The following is a 15,458-nucleotide window of genomic DNA, read 5'->3' as shown; positions in this document are numbered from 1 at the left end:
CGTCTTGAGTCCACTTGGGTATGCTTGCCAACTATACACAATGTCATACGTTCATTCTCTGACAAATTGCTTAACAGACTACTCATCTGAGCAGTTAATGGAAGTAAAATTTTTGCAAGTTTTTGTTTGCAAAAGTGATAACTGAAACAAGGTGAAGAGATCACCTTGTTCACATTAAGGGAATTTAATCCCATCTATTTGCGTTGGAGGGTTGAAAATTGACCTTTTAAGCAGCACATCTAGTCTGTTCGAACAGAAAGAGTTTTTACATTGTTATGTATGCATTAGACATTGAGCAGCTGCGCAAAACCTATGCCGGTGGTTTTGAAGCGCTGAAGGGCGTTAGCCTGACGGTCAATCAGGGCGACTTCTACGCGCTGCTTGGCCCCAATGGTGCCGGTAAGTCGACCACGATTGGCATCATCTCCTCCTTAGTGAATAAAACCTCCGGTACGGTCAAAGTGTTTGGCCACAATATCGATACCCACTTGGAACAAGCCAAACAGCATTTAGGTCTGGTGCCGCAGGAATTTAACTTCAACCCCTTTGAAACGGTTGAACAGATCGTCATGCAGCAAGCGGGCTATTACGGCGTATCGCGCGCACTGGCTAAGGAGCGCGCCAAGAAGTATCTGACTCAGCTTGACCTGTGGGAAAAGCGTGCAGAGCGAGCGCGCAACCTGTCAGGGGGCATGAAGCGTCGCCTGATGATTGCTCGCGCGTTGATGCACGAGCCGCAACTGCTGATTTTGGATGAACCGACCGCCGGGGTCGACATTGAGCTGCGCCGTTCAATGTGGGAATTCCTCAAACAGATCAACGCGCAAGGCATCACCATTATTCTGACCACGCATTACCTAGAAGAAGCAGAGATGCTGTGTCGTCATATCGGCATCATCAACCGAGGTGAGCTGATTGAGAACACCACCATGAAAGGGTTGCTGGGCAAACTGCGGGTGGAAACCTTTATTCTCGATATCGACAGCGAAGAGAAGCTACAGCCGCTTACGGATGTGGTCTCGCAGCGCGTGGTCGATGGCTCGCTGGAAATTGAACTGGAGAAAACGCAAGGCATGAACCATGTGTTTGAGCAGTTGTCGGCGCAGGGCGTCAATGTGATGTCGATGCGTAATAAAGCGAACCGTCTTGAAGAGCTGTTCGTCAGCATTGTTCGCCAGCAGAGCCAGAGGTAATTCGCATGTATCAGATTTATTGGACTGCTTTTCGTAGCTTGCTGCGCAAAGAGATCAACCGTTTTACGCGCATTTGGGTGCAAACGCTGGTGCCGCCTGCGATTACCATGAGCTTGTATTTCATCATTTTCGGTAATTTGATCGGGTCTCGCATCGGTCAGATGAACGGCTTTAGTTACATGGAATACATTGTGCCAGGGTTGATCATGATGTCGGTGATCACCAACTCGTACTCCAACGTGGCGTCGTCCTTTTTCAGTGCCAAGTTTCAAAAGAACATTGAAGAGCTGCTGGTGGCGCCAGTACCGAATTACGTCATTATTGCCGGTTATGTGATGGGCGGAGTGGCGCGTGGCCTGTTGGTGGGCGCGATGGTGACGTTTGTGTCGCTGTTCTTTGTCGACCTCAGTGTTGACCACTGGGGCATCATTATTGCGACCGTCTTTTTGACGTCCGTGGTGTTCTCGTTGGGCGGCCTGATCAACGCGGTGTTTGCACGCACGTTTGATGACATCTCGATCATTCCTACTTTCGTCCTGACACCGCTGACGTACCTCGGCGGGGTCTTTTACTCGATCAGCTTGTTGCCGGAGTTTTGGCAAGGCGTGTCGAAAATCAACCCGATCGTCTACATGGTTAACGCATTTCGTTATGGCTTCTTAGGCGTGTCGGATGTGAATATTGTCACGTCATTTAGCGTGCTGGGTGTGTTCGTTGTGGCGTTGTACGCCGTGGCGCATTACTTGGTGAGCAAAGGCCGAGGCTTGCGTAGCTAAGCTGCCGCCTTACAAGCCGCTGGCAATAAAAAAGGTCAACCGAGGTTGACCTTTTTTTGTGACGGTCGAAACGATTATTCTTCTTCCGAGTCGTCTTTGCTGTCGCTGGCGAGATCCAAAACCTGATTATCAATCAGGCGGACTTTGCCCAGAAAGGCCGACATCAGAATCACCGCTTGTTTGCTGTCTGCGGAAATTGGCAGCAGCGTGCGTGCGTCGCGAATAAAGATTTCATCGGGTTCCAGATCGGCTGCGCGCAGCTGATCCACCGCATCTTCAATGATTGAGTTGTAATCGTCACGGCCGCCACGAATCGCACTGTTGATCCAGCGCATCGTGCGTGCCAAAACAGGCGCACGTTGACGCTCATCGAGTGTCAGCAGGCCATTGCGCGAACTCATCGCTAAACCGTCCATTTCACGCACGGTTGGCACGCCAATCACCTCGATATCCAGACACAAGTCATCCACCATTTGACGAATCACCGCCAGCTGTTGGTAATCTTTTTCACCAAAGCAAGCGACGTTCGGCTGCACAATGTTGAACAACTTACTGACGATGGTGGCCACACCGCGGAAATGGCCCGGGCGAGAAGCACCTTCCAGCATGTGAGACAGCCCTGGGACTTCAACAAACGTCTGTTTATCCAAGCCGTACGGGTACATGATCTCTGGCGTGGGGGTGAAGACGAAATCCACGCCTTCACTGTTGAGTTTGCTTAGATCATCATCCAGCGTACGTGGGTAGTTATTGAGATCATCTGCGCGGTCAAACTGCATTGGGTTGACGAAGATACTCACCACGACCACATCGGCCTGTTCACGGGCTTTACGCACCAGGGTGAGGTGACCTTCGTGCAAATTGCCCATTGTCGGTACGAATGCGACACGGCGACCATCACGCTTGACCTGTTTGAGCTGCTCACGAAGAGCTGCAACATCAGCAAAAGTCTGCATGAAATACTCCTTTAGGCAATAGTATGCGCTTCATCAGGGAATGTACCGTTTGCCACATCTTCCATGTATTTTGCTACGGCTTTACGCATGTCACCTGTTTCAGCGAGAAAGTTTTTCGAGAATTTTGGCATGTAGTTGGCCGAAATTCCGAACATATCGTGCATCACCAGAATCTGACCATCGGTCGCATTGCCTGCGCCAATGCCGATCACGGGCACGTCTAACAGCTGAGTAATCCGTTCAGCCAAAGTGGCTGGAACACATTCCAGCAAAATGATTTGCGCACCGGCTTCTTGTAGCGCCAGAGCGTCTTTCACCATGCGATCCGCTTTTTCTTGCTCGCGGCCTTGCACCTTGTAACCACCAAAAATATTGACGGATTGCGGCGTCAAGCCCAAATGCGCGCACACTGGGATCGCACGTTCGGCAAGGACCTTGACGGTCTCGACCAGCCAATCGCCACCTTCAATTTTGACCATGTTCGCACCGGCGCGCATGATTTTGGCGGCGTTTTCACACGCTTGCTCTGGTGTGGCGTAGCTCATAAATGGCATGTCGGCCATCAGCAGCGAATTCGGGCTGCCTGCACGCACACAGCGCGTGTGGTATGCAATGTCGTCAACGGTCACTGGCAAGGTGTCGCTATGGCCTTGCAGCACCATGCCCAGTGAATCGCCCACCAATAATACCGGCATCTCCTGGCTTTCAAAAAGCTGCGCAAAGCTGGCATCGTAAGCGGTCACAGTCGGAACTTTACGACCTTCCTGTTTCCATTTCATCAGGTCGTTAATGGTGATTTTTTTCATTCGTTGTCCTTACTAGGCGTTGGCGTCTGCCAAATACTGAGCCCATTGAGAGGAACGCTCTCTAGCAGCGTCGGCAACGCAGTCCCATCTGGGAGTTGTAAATTTGGTGCGATCTCGGCGAGCGGGTAGAGCACGAACTCACGTACTTTCATTCCGTAATGGGGAATGATCAGCCGCTCCGATTCCATCACCTCATTGCCATAAAGCACGATATCTAAGTCGAGTGTTCTTGGGCCCCAACGTTCGGCTTTACGGACACGCCCATGTTCCTGTTCAATCGCTTGGGTGCAATCGAGCAGTTCCAGTGGCGTTAATTCAGTCTCAATGGCCACCACCGCATTAATGTAATCCGGCTGATTCTGTGGGCCCATTGGTGTGCTGCTATACAGCGACGAAGCCGCGATAAATCGCGACTTCGGGACAGATTTTAGTGCTTCGATGGCTTGCCTTGCCTGAGTCACGGGGTCGCTGAGGTTACTGCCTACGGCGATATATGCGGTGATCATGACGAGGTCTTGCTCTTCTTCTTGCGTGGCGATGGCTTGCGACGACGCGGGGTCGATGAGGTTTTTGCGCCCCCATCTAAATCCAGCACCATGGCCTGACGCATGTTGCGACCTGCGCTTTGGAAGGTTTCCCACCAGCCAGCCAGCAGTTTGGTTTCACCATCTTCCACTTCCCCGCGCATTTCCAGAAAATCGAATCCGGCGCGGAACTTGTTCAGCTCCATCAGGCGGAAGGCGCGTTTTCCGGTGCGGCGTGGCAGACGCAGTTGCAATTGCCAAATCTCACGAATGGTCGCGGTGTGGCGACGCGGAATCGCAATGCTTTTCACCACTTCATCGAGAATGCGGTTGCTCGCTTCCATCACGGCATCGTATTCGCTGAAATGGTCGAATTCCATCAGCTCATCGGCAATCTTCAGCATGGGGTACCACAACATGGCAGCAAACATAAACGCCGGATTGACGCGTTTGCCTTCTTCCATGCGCTGATCGGTGGAATCCAGCGCCAAATCTAGCATCTGTTCGGTTTGCGACGAGTAATCGTCGGTAAAGTGACGCGCAATGGTCGGAAACAGTTGCTGGAATAGGTTGTACTCACGCATCAGGTGATACGTTTCCAAGCCGTAACCCGATTGCAGCATCTTGAGCGATTCTTCGTACAGACGCGCGGCCGGAATGTCGCGTAGCAGCGGCGCTAAGTGTTCGATCGGCGCCGCTGTCTCTTCTTCGATGTCGAAGTCGAGTTTGACGGCAAAGCGAATCGCACGCAGCATGCGCACCGGATCTTCGCGGTAGCGGGTTTCCGGATCGCCAATCAGACGGATCAGCTTGTCGTCCATGTCTTCCATGCCGCCCGCATAATCGTGAATGCTGTAGTCGGCAATGTTGTAGTACATGGCGTTGATGGTGAAATCACGACGTTCGGCATCTTCATCGATGGTGCCGTAGACGTTATCACGCAGCAGCATGCCGGCTTCAGATTGCGAGGCAATCTGTTTGTTGTTTTCTTGGTGGTGACCGCGGAAGGTCGCCACTTCAATAATATCGCGGCCGAACATAATGTGTGCCAGACGGAAACGGCGCCCGATCAGGCGACAGTTACGAAACAGCTGGCGAATTTGTTCGGGAGTGGCATTGGTGGCCACATCAAAATCTTTGGGCTTTCCACCCAACAGTAAATCACGCACACCGCCGCCGACCAGATACGCCTCGAAGCCCGCACCATGAAGGCGGTACAACACTTTTAACGCATTCTCGCTGATATGCTGACGAGACACGTTGTGCTCTTGGCGCGTGATGATATTCAAATCTAAATCTGGATATACGCGATGTTTGCTTGGTTCTAAGTCGTTGTTATTCATGTGCATCTGACATTGATTGGTGTTGCCTATTCAAGCGTGTTTCTGCACGTAATGTGGCTTAAATGGGCCGAATTTGCGGCTAATAATAGCTTACACAACGCCATTTGAGAATCGTGGTGTGATCTCGGTCTCGACTGGCAGCTGTGCAATCCGCCAGTTTTGGCATCCCCACGCGATGATTTCCTCAACGCGTCCATCCATAAATTTTTCATTAATATCAAAGCCTAAGAACTTCATGGCGTGAATTAACGTTGGCTTTGGATCGGCGGGATTAATCGCCGTGGCGTGATTCTGTTTTGAGAGTTTATTCCCGTTGCCATCCATCGCCAAAGGCAAATGTAGGTAGCTTACTGGGTTTTGTTTTAAAGTGTGATACAAACTGATTTGTCGCCCGGTGGGCTCAATCAAATCGGCTCCTCGCACCACTTCGGTCACGCCTTGGTCGATGTCATCTAACACGACGGCCAAATTATAGGCAAACAAGCCATCCCGACGTTTGATGATGAAATCTTCTTCAGCCAACGCTGAAGGTATCGTGATTTCCCCATGTTTCAAATCGATGAACGAATACACCGGATTGTCCATACGCAGGCGAATGGCGCAGTCTTGGCTCAGCGGCAACTGCTTATCGCGGCATGTGCCGGGGTAGAAGCCACCTGCGGCTTTGATTTGTTTACGGGTGCATTGGCAATAATACGCTTGACCTGAATCTACCCAGTGCTCAATTTGGCCCTGATACAACGCATGGCGTTGGCTTTGATACACCACTTCACCATCCCAGTGCAGGTGATACGCGTCCAGCGCCTGTAAGATCCAGTCGGCAGCGCCGGGCATTTCTCGCGGTGGATCCAAATCTTCGATGCGAACCAGCCATTGCCCGTGTTGGGATTTAGCCTGAAAGTAGCTGCCGAGTGCAGCAATCAGTGAACCGAAATGCAGGGGACCCGACGGTGAGGGGGCGAAACGACCAATGTAACTCATAGGATTGCAATTTGTGACCAGTGACTCTCAAGTGTAACCTGCGAAGAAAATAAAAAGGGAGCTTTTTGCTCCCTTTTTCTCATCTGACGGGTAATTAACCCAGCATCTGTTTCTCTTTGATTTCTGCAAGCGTTTTACAGTCGATACAAAGGTCGGCCGTAGGACGAGCTTCAAGACGACGGACTCCGATCTCAACCCCACAAGATTCACAGAAGCCAAAATCATCTTCTTTGATTTTGTCTAACGTCTTTTCAATCTTCTTGATCAAACGGCGCTCACGGTCACGGTTACGCAGTTCTAGGCTGAACTCTTCTTCCTGAGAAGCGCGGTCAACTGGATCGGGGAAGTTTGCTGCTTCGTCCTGCATGTGGTGCACGGTACGGTCAACTTCTTCTCTGAGCTGGTTGCGCCAAGCTTCTAAAATTTTTGTAAAATGAGCGATCTGCTCAGGTGACATGTACTCTTCACCTGGTTTTTCTTGATACGGCTCAACACCTGCAATGGCTAGGATGCCTAGCGTTTTCTTTTTGGATTCTGGCATACAGCATCTCCTACTAACACCTAGTCAACTGCGAGAGCAGTCAATTTAAGGCGGGTATCTATAGCAAAAAGAAGTTGGCGAGGCAAATACTCAATTATAAAGTTATCGTCAATGTGAAGGCGCCATCAATTTTTTGGCGATTGATGCGCAAATTCGATTGAGGACACTAATCGGATGCCACACTCGGAAAGCTCTGCTTTGTAACACAAAACTTCCACTCCGGCTTCTTGAGCCATTATTAACAATTGTGAATAGTTCGCGTCTATATGGTGCGCTGGGGCGACTTTTTCAATCCCTGAATGCAAAACAGCAAACAAAAGTACTGCTCTGCTTCCATTTTTTGCCACTTCTGCCAGTTCTCGTAAATGTTTCTGGCCTCGAGTTGTGACCGCATCGGGAAAGTAACCTTGACCTTTGCATTGATTTTCCTCACCCGATATCCCGGATCGCTCATCCAAAAGGGTGACGCTTTTCACTTCTATATAACAGTTTGGACCGGATTCTGAGTTGAGCAAGATATCAATGCGGCTATTTTCGTTGCCATATCTCACTTCGGTTCGCAGTTGATCATAGCCCTGCAACTCCGTAATGGTGCCATCTTGAATGGCTTCGACGACCAATGTGTTGGCGCGTGCGGTGTTGACGCAGATGCGATGGCCGCGCGCGGTCTGGGTGATTTCCCAACTGTGGGCGTACTTGCGCTTTGGGTTGTCGGAGGTGGAATACCACACGGTGCTGCCCGGTTCGGCACAGCCCGTCATCGCACCCGTGTTGGCGCAATGCATGGTCAGCGGGTCGCCGCTTGGCAGGGTGACATCGGCCAGAAAACGTTTGTAGCGCTGAATCAGCGTTGCGGATTGAAGCGGTGGGGAAAACTGCATAAGAGACTCGGTTTCGCTTTGATTACTGTTTTTATGTACAATACCGGCGCCATTTAAACACAAGGATATTGTCTTGTCACAATTGCCCATCGAAGCTGTGATTCCCGAGCTGCTTGCCGGGATTCAGCGCTCCCCTCAGGTGATCCTCAAAGCCGCCCCCGGTGCCGGTAAGTCGACCCATTTCCCGTTAGCGCTCCTCAAAGCCAATCTCGTGGAGGGTAAGATCGTGATGCTGGAACCGCGGCGTTTGGCGGCACGCAACATTGCGCGTTATCTGGCGCAGCAACTCGGCGAAAGCGTGGGGGACACGGTGGGGTATCGCGTGCGCGGTGAAACACGCGTGAGCGCCAACACGCGGCTGGAGATTGTGACCGAAGGGATCATGACTCGCATGATTCAACACGATCCGGAACTCAATGGCATCGATGCGTTGATTTTCGATGAATTTCACGAGCGCAGCATTCACGCCGACACCGCTTTGGCGTTTAGCTTAGAAGTGCAGGCGGCGCTGCGCGACGATCTCAAAATCATCGTCATGTCGGCGACTTTAGAGCAAGACGCATTGCAAACGTTGTTGCCGATGGCGACTTACGTTGAATCTCACGGTCGCAGTTATCCGGTGGCGGTGCGCTATCAGGCGCTGAAACAAGGTGAGCCGCTGGTGGCGAGCATGGAAAAGCAGATTCGTCAGCTACTCGCGCAGGAAAATGGTTCACTGCTGGCTTTCTTACCGGGCGCGGCCAGTATCACTCAGTTGACTCAGGCTTTAGGCGATTTAGCGGACGATATCGATGTGTGTCCGCTGTTTGGGCAGTTGAATTTTGCTGAGCAGCAAAAAGCCATTGCGCCGACACCAAACGGGCGGCGCAAAGTGGTGTTGGCGACCAACATCGCTGAAACGTCCTTGACCATTGAAGGCATTCGCATCGTGCTCGACAGCGGGTTAGAGCGCCGCGCGCGATTTGATTTGAAAACCGGGATTACGCGTTTGGAACAGGTACGAATTGCGCAATCGTCAGCCGAGCAACGTACTGGCCGAGCCGGACGCCTTGAGCCGGGCGTGTGTGTGCGTTTGTACAGTGAAGCGCAGCTCAAACAGCAACCGGTGGTGCCGGTGGCGGAGATTGTGCAAAGCGATTTAGCCCCATTGGCGTTGGAGCTAGCGCAATGGGGCGCACAAGAAGCAACGGATTTGCAGTGGCTGGATGTGCCGCCCGCCGTCGCGATGGCTCAGGCTCGCCGTTTGCTGCATACGCTGGGGCTGATGGATGAGCGAATGCAACTGACGGCTCAAGGCAAAGCTGCGCACCATTTGGGTGTGGAGCCTCGGATTGCGGCGATGCTACTGACCGCGCAGCAACTTGGCCCGGTGCACCTGCAAAGTGCATTGGCGCTGGCTGCGCTGCTGGAAGAGCCCGAACGTCAGGTACTGGATGTGCAGCACAGCCTGCACCGCTGGCAACAGGGCAAACATTTGAAGGCGCGCCCGATGACCCAACGCGCCACGGCTTTGGCGCATAAGCTCGATGACGGGTTTGATCTGCGCCGCGTCGACAGCACGCTGCTGGCTGTGGTGGCGTGTTTAGCGTTTCCCGATCGTATCGCGCAGCAACGCGGTCAACACGGTCAATTCTTGCTGGCCAATGGTCACGGCGCGTTTGTGGCCGATGATCAGCCGCTGGCGGGCAGCGATGCGCTGATTGCACTGGATTTAATGCGCGGTCATCAGCAATCGAGCCAAATCTTTTCGGCCTTAGCGTTGGATATGGTTCAACTGGAACAGCAGTGCCCTCACTTGTTTAGCGAGCAAGAGCGAGTGGATTGGGATGAGAAAGCGGGCCGTTTGGTAGCCGAAATGCAGTGGCGATGCGGACAACTGGTGATTCGTCGTCAGGCCTTGCCGGCGCCAAATCAACAAAAAATGACGCAAGCTTTGCTCAACTATGTCGAGCGTAAAGGCCTTTCGGTATTAAATTGGACTCAGGCCAGTCTCGACTGGCTGACACGGGTACGTTGTGCGGCCGAATGGTTGCCTGAGGAAAACTGGCCTGACATGGATGACGAAGCGTTGCGCCACCAGCTGTCTGATTGGCTAGAACCGTATTTAGCCGGTATCAGTTCGGTGAAAGAATTAAATAAAGTGCCGCTGATGGACGCCCTGATCACCCGTTTAGGCTGGCCATTAAGCCAACAGCTTGACGAGTGGCTGCCCACGCATCACGCTTTGCCGACCGGCACCTCCAAGCGTATTCGCTATCAGCTCGGTATGGAACCGGTGCTGTCGGTGCGCATGCAGGAAGTGTTCGGTGAGAAAAGCACGCCCTTGATTGCCAAAGGTACCAAGGCGATTGTGATGGAGTTGCTCTCTCCCGCTCAGCGTCCGCTGCAAGTGACCCGCGATTTAGCGGGCTTCTGGCGCGGTGCGTACAAAGACGTGCAAAAAGAAATGAAAGGGCGTTACCCAAAACACGTGTGGCCGGATGATCCTGCCAATCACAGTGCGACGACCAAAACCAAGCGACAACTGAATTCATGACCAAGAAAAGCGAATCCCCAAAGAAACGTACACCGGCCAAAAAACGTGCGCCGCGTAAATCCTCGTCAGCCAAACCCACCCGTTCACGCACGTGGTTAAAGCGTTTGTGGAGCTTGGGCTGGAAGGTTGGCCTAGCGCTGGCCGCGGTGCTGGTGTTTACCGGTATCTATCTCGACAGCATGATCAAGCAGCGCTTTGAAGGGCAACTGTTTGATCTGCCGACCGTGGTGTACGCTCGAATTCTGACCCTCGAACCGGGCAGTGACATCAGCATCAAACAGATGCGTAATGAGCTGGATGTGCTCAATTATCGCAAAGTGAGTCAGCCGCGCTATGCCGGTGAATACTCGGCTTCGTCGACTCGTATCGAACTGATTCGTCGTCCGTTTGAGTTCGCCGATGGGCCGGAGCCGGATCGCCATGTGATGCTCATGTTTGATGACAGTGGGTTGACCCGCATTCAGTCGCTGGAAAAACGGGGTGATCTTGGCTACTTGCGCATTGAGCCGAAAATGCTGGGCATGCTGGAAAAAGACATGCAGGAGCAGCGCTTGTTCCTGCGTCGTGAACAGTTCCCGGAAGTGATGATCGATGCGCTGCTCACCACCGAAGATCGCAACTTTTATCAACATGATGGTGTGTCACCGATGGCAATCGCACGTGCGATGGTGGCCAACGTCAAAGCGGGCCGCACCGTCCAGGGCGGCAGTACGTTGACTCAGCAGTTGGCAAAAAACATTTTCTTATCCAGCGATCGCACCTTGTGGCGTAAATTGCGCGAAGCCTACATGGCGCTGATCATCGATTATCGCTACAGCAAAGATCGCATTTTGGAAGCTTATCTCAACGAAGTCTATCTGGGCCAAAACGGCAAAGAAGCCGTGCACGGTTTTGGTTTGGCGTCGCGCCTCTACTTTGGCCAGCCGCTGCAAGAATTGCGTATTGACCAGCTCGCGTTATTGGTTGGTATGGTGAAAGGCCCGTCCTACTACAACCCGATGCGTTTCCCTGAACGTGCCAAAGAGCGTCGTGATTTGGTGCTCAAGCTGATGATGGACCAAGATATTCTGACCGCCAAACAGTATGAGCAAGCGGTGACGCGTCCGTTGGATGTCCAAAAGCATGCGCGCATTGCCAGCCGTCAGCCAGCGTACTTCCAGCAGTTGTCGATTGAACTCAAGCAAAAACTCGGTGATGTGTTTAAATCCGATACCGGGCTGCGTGTGTTTACGTCGCTCGATCCGGTATCGCAAGCCAAGCTCGAAGCCGCGGTTGAAAATCAGGTGCCGATTTTGGCGCGCACCGCTGGCAAAGAGTTGGAAGCAGCAGCGATTGCGGTGGATCGCAACAGCGGTGAAATTCGTGCCATGGTGGGCGGTAAACGCACCGGATACGACGGTTTTAACCGCGCGCTCAATGCCAGTCGTCCGATTGGTTCATTGGTGAAACCCGCGGTGTATTTGACCGCACTGGCGCAGCCGGAAAAATACAATTTGGCGACCACCTTGATGGACAAGCCGATTTCCCTGCAAGGCAGCGAAGGCACCGTGTGGAGCCCGCGCAACTTTGATCGCCAGTTCCGAGGTGAAGTGCCGTTATACATCGCGCTGGCCAAATCGCTCAACGTGCCGACCGTGCAATTGGGCATGCAACTGGGCATTGAAAATGTGTCGAAGACGCTGGAGAAACTGGGCGTGAATCGGAATGAAATTCGTCCGGTGCCGTCGATGTTCCTCGGGGCGTTCTCTTTGACGCCATATCAAGTGGCGCAAATGTTCCAAACCGTGACGAACTCTGGCAAGAAAGCGCCGTTGTCGGCACTGCGCAGTGTGCTCGATTTGCAAGGCAATGTGCTGTATCAATCGATCCCGAAAGTGTCCCAAGCGGTCGATCAGCAAGCGGCATGGCTAACGACGTACGCGATGAAGCGCGGCGTGATGGAAGGCACGGGGCGTTACCTCAACAACCAATTTGCGTGGGCAGCACTGGCGGGGAAAACCGGCACCAGTAATGATAGTCGCGACAGCTGGTTTGTTGGTGTGGATGGCCGCGAAGTGACCACGATTTGGCTGGGACGAGACGATAACCAACCAACCAAATTAACCGGCGCCAGCGGCGCGCTGCGCGTCTATGCTGATTACCTGCGCTATCGCATTCCGGAAAAGCTGGTGTTGCCGTGGCCGCAAGGCATCACCACTGTGGGTTTCTCTCCTTCACGTGACGGCGGCTTGGAGCTTGATTGCAACAACGATTTCAAACTGCCAGTGTGGGATGTGTCCGGCAGTTGGAAAAAACAGTGTGAGAACCGCCCCACAGAGTGGTTGAAAAAACTCTTTGAGTGGTGATTGAGCCCGTTTATAGTGTTTTGATGATAAAAGTAGCGCGATTGTAAAGTAATGAAGGACATACTGTGACCCGTTGGCTGTTCAGCATATTGTGTATTCCAGCTCTGATCTGGCCTGCGATGGTATCGGCACAAGCGCCTTCTGAGGCTTTGGTGTTGGGACATCCTCGACCGAAAATCGCGTTAGTGTTGGCCGGCGGTGGCGCAAAGGGCGCTGCGCACATGGGGGTGCTCAAAGCTCTGGAAGAGATGCATGTGCCGGTGGATATCGTGATCGGTACCAGCATGGGCGCGTATGTCGCAGGGCTTTATGCCACTGGGATGAGTGCCGATGAAATCGAAAGCTTCATTTACAGTGTGGATTGGAATACCGGCTACCGCGACCGCGTGAACCGCAGTCAGCGCCGCGTGCGCGACAAAGAATATGAAGACCGCTACCAGCTGACCACCGATCTCGGTGTGCGTTTGGATGGGGTTTACGCGCCGCGCGGTGTGGTGCAGGGGCAGAACATGCTGCGTATTCTGCGTGAAACCTCGGGTAACCTCATGCCGTTTCAATCGTTTGATGATTTGGTGGTGCCGTTTCGCGCGGTCGCCACCGACATCATCAAACTGGAACCGGTGGTGCTCGACAAAGGCTACTTGGTCGATGCGATGATGGCGAGTATGTCGGTGCCGGGCGCATTACCGCCGTATGAAATCGATGGCCGCTGGCTGGTTGATGGCGGTGTGACCAACAACATGCCGGTCGATGTGGCGCGTCAAATGGGTGCGGATGTGGTGATTGCGGTCGATATCAGTACCGATTACAAAAGTCAGGAAGCGTTCACGAACTTTCTCACCGTTGCCGACCAACTGTCGAACTATCTGGTGCGCCGCAGTACCGAACTGCAAGCGGAAACGCTGACTGAAGATGATGTGCTGTTGCGTCCACAAGTGGGCCTGATGGAAACCACTGAGTTCGATAAGATGCCGGATGCGTTTGTGAAAGGCTATCAATCGGCGATGGAGCAATCGGATCACCTCAAGAGGCTGTCGTTAACCAGTGCCGATTATCAGCATTATATCGATCGCAAAGAAACCTTGCGTCGCCAACTGAAATACGGCGATACCATCACCGTCGATCATGTCGTCATCAATAACCAATCCCACTACAGTGATGTGTTGTTGCAAAACCGCCTGCATCTGGAGGCGGGGGAAAAGCTCTCGACCGAACAAATTGAATCGAGCGTTCAGGATTTGTATGCGCTGGATCGCTTCAAGTTGGTGAGTTACCAATACGAAGAAAAAGATGGCGAAAACAATCTGGTCATTGATGTTCATGAGAAATCATGGGGCCCCAATTACCTCAATTTCCGCTTCTTCCTCGAAGATGATTTCAATACCGACAGCCAATACTCGATTGGCGGCTCACTCAATTTTACCGACATCAACTCACACGGTGCCGAGCTTGCGGTCAACCTGAACATTGGCACCGATAAGTTGCTGGAAGCGGAGCTCTATTCACCCGTGCGCTCAGGACAAAAGGCGTTTTATACTGCCACCTTGCGCTATACCGATGAAAACCGCAGCGTGCCGGTCACGGGCTTTGAAGACACCACGCTGTCGGCGAGCCGCAACTATTTCCCTGTGACCTATCAGACCTTCATGGCGGAAGCGGCGCTGGGCTACCAAGCCAAGTTGTGGCAAGAGTTTAAAGTCGGCGGACGCTATTCCGATGGCTCGGCGAAGTACTCCACGCTACCTGATTTTGCTGATATGGAATTCACGCGCCAGGGGGTGTTCCTGAACTACCGGATCGACTCGTTGGATGATTTCAGCTTGCCGAACAACGGGGTGTACATCGATTTGGAGTACCTCATCTCGCACGATGATGTCTCCATGAAAGAAAGTGGCGTGGCCGACGATGCGTCGGATACGGTTTATGAGCTCTCCGCGAAGGTGATCACGGCTTACAGCTTCCTAAATCGTCATACTTTGGTCGGCAACATTGATTACGGCATCGTGAAGAGCAAAAATTCGATTCAGCCGATCGATCCGAAAACCATCGGTGGTTTTCTCAACTTGTCGGGAATTTCCCGCAACAGCTTGATTGGTCAGAACAAAGCGTACGCGAACCTGATCTATCGCTACCGTTGGTTTGACAATGATTTTGGCCTGTTTACGTCACCAGTCTATCTCGGTGCTTCGATCGAGTACGGTGGCGTTTGGTCTGATCCTGATTTAAGAATTGATACCGCGCCGTTGTACGCTGCGGGATCAGTATTTACCGGCGTGGACTCTCCAATCGGTCCAATCATGTTCGGTTACGGACGCACAGAGCAGAAATACGATTCGATTTATCTGATCATCGGCACCACGTTCAAATAGCTGAAGAACGGAAATTGTGAACATGATTTCCTATAACTTTCGTCTTAAGTTGCTATGTTGGTCAAAATGATGAGATTTTAATTTATCGTTAATTTTGCTATCCTGACGCCCACAGTTTGGCCTCTAGGGCGCTGTTTCTCAGTCAAATTTGAATGAAAACATGGGCAACGGAGAGCCAAGTTTCCAAGGATGTTCACTCACATTTTT

At 52.4% G+C, this 15,458-nt stretch carries 12 protein-coding genes; 5 read left to right on the top strand and 7 right to left on the bottom strand.

All coding sequences use genetic code 11. From position 1 onward, the window contains the following. The first annotated feature begins 275 nt into the window (after positions 1-275). Complete coding sequence (locus VFA_RS21150) at positions 276-1,193, top strand: ABC transporter ATP-binding protein (RefSeq protein ID WP_004729051.1); 918 nt, start codon at positions 276-278, stop codon at positions 1,191-1,193. A gap of 5 nt (positions 1,194-1,198) precedes the next feature. Beyond that, a complete protein-coding gene (locus VFA_RS21145; RefSeq protein WP_004729049.1) occupies positions 1,199-1,969 on the top strand; it encodes an ABC transporter permease in 771 nt (256 codons plus the stop codon). Between the two features lie 74 nt (positions 1,970-2,043). Here the strand turns inward: VFA_RS21145 and panC are convergent, their stop codons facing one another. The 7 genes from panC to sfsA form a co-directional block, all read right to left on the bottom strand. After that, positions 2,044-2,925: a pantoate--beta-alanine ligase gene (panC, locus tag VFA_RS21140; protein ID WP_004729048.1), complete on the bottom strand. Its 882-nt coding sequence runs from the start codon at positions 2,923-2,925 to the stop codon at positions 2,044-2,046. A gap of 11 nt (positions 2,926-2,936) precedes the next feature. Next, positions 2,937-3,731, bottom strand: coding sequence for a 3-methyl-2-oxobutanoate hydroxymethyltransferase (panB, locus tag VFA_RS21135; RefSeq protein WP_004729046.1), 795 nt, complete (start codon positions 3,729-3,731; stop codon positions 2,937-2,939). Continuing rightward, on the bottom strand, positions 3,728-4,237 hold the full coding sequence (gene folK / locus VFA_RS21130) for a 2-amino-4-hydroxy-6-hydroxymethyldihydropteridine diphosphokinase (RefSeq protein ID WP_014204468.1): 510 nt from the start codon (positions 4,235-4,237) through the stop codon (positions 3,728-3,730). Before folK ends, panB begins: the two co-directional genes overlap by 4 nt. After that, on the bottom strand, positions 4,234-5,598 hold the full coding sequence (pcnB, locus tag VFA_RS21125) for a polynucleotide adenylyltransferase PcnB (protein WP_086027327.1): 1,365 nt from the start codon (positions 5,596-5,598) through the stop codon (positions 4,234-4,236). Before pcnB ends, folK begins: the two co-directional genes overlap by 4 nt. Before the next feature lie 90 nt (positions 5,599-5,688). Further along, positions 5,689-6,579: a tRNA glutamyl-Q(34) synthetase GluQRS gene (gene gluQRS / locus VFA_RS21120; RefSeq protein ID WP_004729040.1), complete on the bottom strand. Its 891-nt coding sequence runs from the start codon at positions 6,577-6,579 to the stop codon at positions 5,689-5,691. A 94-nt stretch (positions 6,580-6,673) separates the two neighbouring features. Further along, on the bottom strand, positions 6,674-7,120 hold the full coding sequence (dksA, locus tag VFA_RS21115; protein ID WP_004729038.1) for an RNA polymerase-binding protein DksA: 447 nt from the start codon (positions 7,118-7,120) through the stop codon (positions 6,674-6,676). Between the two features lie 125 nt (positions 7,121-7,245). Further along, positions 7,246-8,001, bottom strand: a complete 756-nt coding sequence (sfsA, locus tag VFA_RS21110; RefSeq protein ID WP_004729036.1) for a DNA/RNA nuclease SfsA — start codon at positions 7,999-8,001, stop codon at positions 7,246-7,248. A gap of 73 nt (positions 8,002-8,074) precedes the next feature. Here sfsA and hrpB point away from each other — a divergent pair, with 73 nt between their 5' ends. The 3 genes from hrpB (at position 8,075) to VFA_RS21095 (ending at position 15,251) form a co-directional block, all read left to right on the top strand. Next, positions 8,075-10,537, top strand: a complete 2,463-nt coding sequence (gene hrpB, locus VFA_RS21105) for an ATP-dependent helicase HrpB (RefSeq protein WP_004729034.1) — start codon at positions 8,075-8,077, stop codon at positions 10,535-10,537. Then, on the top strand, positions 10,534-12,882 hold the full coding sequence (gene mrcB / locus VFA_RS21100; RefSeq protein ID WP_004729032.1) for a penicillin-binding protein 1B: 2,349 nt from the start codon (positions 10,534-10,536) through the stop codon (positions 12,880-12,882). Before hrpB ends, mrcB begins: the two co-directional genes overlap by 4 nt. Positions 12,883-13,001: 119 nt before the next feature. Then, complete coding sequence (locus tag VFA_RS21095) at positions 13,002-15,251, top strand: patatin-like phospholipase family protein (protein ID WP_050780290.1); 2,250 nt, start codon at positions 13,002-13,004, stop codon at positions 15,249-15,251. Positions 15,252-15,458: the final 207 nt, after the last annotated feature.

Source organism: Vibrio furnissii CIP 102972, from assembly GCF_000176175.1.
Taxonomy (GTDB): domain Bacteria; phylum Pseudomonadota; class Gammaproteobacteria; order Enterobacterales; family Vibrionaceae; genus Vibrio; species Vibrio furnissii.
This window is presented reverse-complemented; position numbering and strand designations above follow the sequence as displayed.

Coding starts and splice junctions, on each gene's coding strand:
- pcnB (WP_086027327.1), bottom strand. CDS start 5,598: ATGAATAACAACGACTTAGAACCAAGCAAACATCGCGTATATCCAGAT.
- VFA_RS21095 (WP_050780290.1), top strand. CDS start 13,002: ATGGTATCGGCACAAGCGCCTTCTGAGGCTTTGGTGTTGGGACATCCT.
- mrcB (WP_004729032.1), top strand. CDS start 10,534: ATGACCAAGAAAAGCGAATCCCCAAAGAAACGTACACCGGCCAAAAAA.
- panB (WP_004729046.1), bottom strand. CDS start 3,731: ATGAAAAAAATCACCATTAACGACCTGATGAAATGGAAACAGGAAGGT.
- dksA (WP_004729038.1), bottom strand. CDS start 7,120: ATGCCAGAATCCAAAAAGAAAACGCTAGGCATCCTAGCCATTGCAGGT.
- gluQRS (WP_004729040.1), bottom strand. CDS start 6,579: ATGAGTTACATTGGTCGTTTCGCCCCCTCACCGTCGGGTCCCCTGCAT.
- VFA_RS21150 (WP_004729051.1), top strand. CDS start 276: ATGTATGCATTAGACATTGAGCAGCTGCGCAAAACCTATGCCGGTGGT.
- sfsA (WP_004729036.1), bottom strand. CDS start 8,001: ATGCAGTTTTCCCCACCGCTTCAATCCGCAACGCTGATTCAGCGCTAC.
- VFA_RS21145 (WP_004729049.1), top strand. CDS start 1,199: ATGTATCAGATTTATTGGACTGCTTTTCGTAGCTTGCTGCGCAAAGAG.
- folK (WP_014204468.1), bottom strand. CDS start 4,237: ATGATCACCGCATATATCGCCGTAGGCAGTAACCTCAGCGACCCCGTG.
- panC (WP_004729048.1), bottom strand. CDS start 2,925: ATGCAGACTTTTGCTGATGTTGCAGCTCTTCGTGAGCAGCTCAAACAG.